We start from the raw sequence: 2,592 nt of genomic DNA on the forward strand, positions 1-2,592 counted from the left end.
TTTTCATTGATGACCAACACGTCAAACACGAGCATGGATCCTATTATAAAGATGGCATCAACACCACGCACCGTCAGATCTTCAGTATTGGTCATTTCCTTTGCAGAATCATTCTGGGAATCCAGAATCACCAAGTCATAGCCCAGCTCCTGAGCTTTTTTCTCAACCCCTTCTTTCAGGGTGACAAGGAAAGGGTTGTTCAGGGTAGACACCACCAGCGCCATCGATTTCTGACCGGAAGCGTCAGATGATTCCGTACCCGTAGTGCCTTCTTCAGGCTTGCTGCAACCTGTCAGAGCCAGACCTGCAGTCAGGGCAATGGCTAATGTTTTTTTCATGGAGAAAATCATGGAGAACAACCTCGTGGTCGATTGTTTGGCCGGTTTATTCCGGCCTTATATTGGCAGACGACCACTTCCACGACGGAAAGTAGCCTTGTTCTTAAGACTGTCTGGAGGAACGAGTGTCTACCAGGACAGCCAGAAGGATAACGAGAGCCTTGGCAATCAACTGATAGTAAGAAGAAACATTGAGCAGGTTCAGGGCGTTGTTCAGGATACCGATGATCAGCACACCAACCAGAGTACCGGTGATCTGTCCCCTGCCACCTGTCAGGCTGGTTCCACCCAGCACTACCGCAGCAATTGCATCCAGCTCGTAACTATTACCCGCTGTAGGCTGAGCCGAAGCCAGACGACTGGTGACAATCAATCCTGCCAGGGCGGAGAGACCGCCAGAAATGGAGTAAACAGCCAGTTTGATACGATCGACGTTGATACCGGACAGACGAGTAGCAGCTTCGTTACCACCCAGAGCATAGACGTAACGACCCAGTCGTGTGTGATTTAACACGAACCATGCTGCTAAAAAGGTGAATCCCATCAGGTAAATCGGGAAAGGAATACCAAACAAGTAGCCACTGCCGATAAATGAGAACGCATCAGAAGCAGCACCGCTGCTGGCAGAGATGGGACGACCGTCGGTGAATACCATTGTGGCACCACGGAGCAGAGTCATTGTCGCCAGTGTTGCTATAAACGCCTGAACCCTTCCCTTGGCAATTATCAAACCACTCATGGCTCCCATGGCAGCACCAGCTGCGAGAGTCAGGGTCACCACCAGCATAATGTTGAAGTCTATGCCAATCAGGGTTGCCGCCAGAGCACCACTCAGTGCCAGAATGGAGCCAACGGCCAGGTCGATACCACTGGTCAGGATGACGAAGGTCATACCCACCGCAATGATGGCGTTAATGGAAGTCTGTCGTAGAATATTCAGCATATTGTTGGTGCTGAAGAAGCTGTCACTGATCATTGAGACGGCCACCATGATCATCAGCAGAGCAATGACAGATTTGTACTCGAACAGGAATTCTTTATTGATGCGGAACTTGCCACCGTTGCTCTTTACGGGCTCAGGGCTGCTCGTAAGCTCAGGGCTGAGCGCAACTGCCTTCAGGGTTTGTTCAGTCATGCCCAGAACTTCTGCCATGTCAGACGACACCAGCAAAATACTCATGCCCTTGTTCTTGAATTCATTAATTAACTGGTAGATTTCTTTCTTGGCACCAACATCGACACCACGGGTTAGCTCATCCAGGATCAGCACTCTTGGATTGATCATCAAACCTTTGGCGATCGCCACTTTTTGTTGGTTGCCACCACTGAGATTCTTGATCAGCTGTTTAGCCGTAGATATCTTGATATTGAAGGCTTTAATGAAGTGTTGAACCGACTCCGTCCCGGCTGCGACCGGTCTTGCCACTGGCACTCTGGAACTGCTCCAGACTGCAGAGACTCATGTTTTCAGACACCGAAAGTCCAGCACAAGACCATCACCTTTGCGGTCTTCAGAGCTGGAATAATCAATTGATGATACTCAGGCTGGAGTCGGCATATCAGAATACAGGGGCCACCATGGTTATCGACAACAGAGCGACTCACAGAATCATCGACCGATGATTTTGTGATCCCGGGCATAATAGCCTCAATAATCTGCCCATCACCATCTTAGAGACCTACATGGTTAATGGCTATGCTATCTCGGCCAGAAAACAACCGGCTAATGCCCCACTAGGCCTATCCTCCTGCTCGCAGCTGAAAAACAAGATCTCCGGGCAGGAACTCTTCGGTAGGAAAGGATGCCATTGCAGATTTTTCCATATTCAGATTTCTATCAATAGAAAGGCTTCTCTATGACAGGGCATTTCCACTTTGTTCATGACGAAGCATTGCCAAAACTTCTTTTGTGTCAGGTCTTACATTACGCCAGATAGCAAACTGTTCAGCAGCCTGCTCTATCAACGGACGCTTACAGACTCCTAGCGACCAGATGAACGATCTTGACATCTTAGCCAATAGTCATGTAGCCGACATGCAGAGGCCCATTCTGGCGTATATTTGCTTACCAATGTTTGCGAGCTTTCAAAGTGAGAGGTTTCATCCGTGTTCAAGACTTGCCACTTAACAAGGAAACTTACCGGTGCTCCATTGTATTTCGAAGCAGGGAGTACGTAGTAGAAGTCATGGAAATTGCCTCCATCTTTATAATAGGATCCATGCTCGTGTTTGACGTGTTGGTCATCAATGAAAA

The 2,592-nt window shown here is 48.6% G+C and carries 2 protein-coding genes and 1 pseudogene; all 3 read right to left on the bottom strand.

What is annotated here, in order from left to right; translation table 11 throughout:
* A pseudogene (locus KDK17_RS03235) lies at window positions 1-338 on the bottom strand (hypothetical protein); the annotation flags it as partial.
* 103 nt (window positions 339-441) lie between these two features.
* Window positions 442-1,764, bottom strand: coding sequence for a ribose ABC transporter permease (rbsC, locus tag KDK17_RS03240; protein ID WP_257255566.1), 1,323 nt, complete (start codon window positions 1,762-1,764; stop codon window positions 442-444).
* Window positions 1,765-2,192: 428 nt separating this feature from the next.
* Complete coding sequence (locus KDK17_RS03245) at window positions 2,193-2,348, bottom strand: hypothetical protein (protein ID WP_257255567.1); 156 nt, start codon at window positions 2,346-2,348, stop codon at window positions 2,193-2,195.
* Window positions 2,349-2,592 lie beyond the last annotated feature (244 nt).

It is taken from the genome of Endozoicomonas sp. SESOKO2 (assembly GCF_024606245.1).
Lineage (GTDB): Bacteria > Pseudomonadota > Gammaproteobacteria > Pseudomonadales > Endozoicomonadaceae > Endozoicomonas_A.

Coding starts and splice junctions, on each gene's coding strand:
- KDK17_RS03245 (WP_257255567.1), bottom strand. CDS start 2,348: ATGTCAAGATCGTTCATCTGGTCGCTAGGAGTCTGTAAGCGTCCGTTG.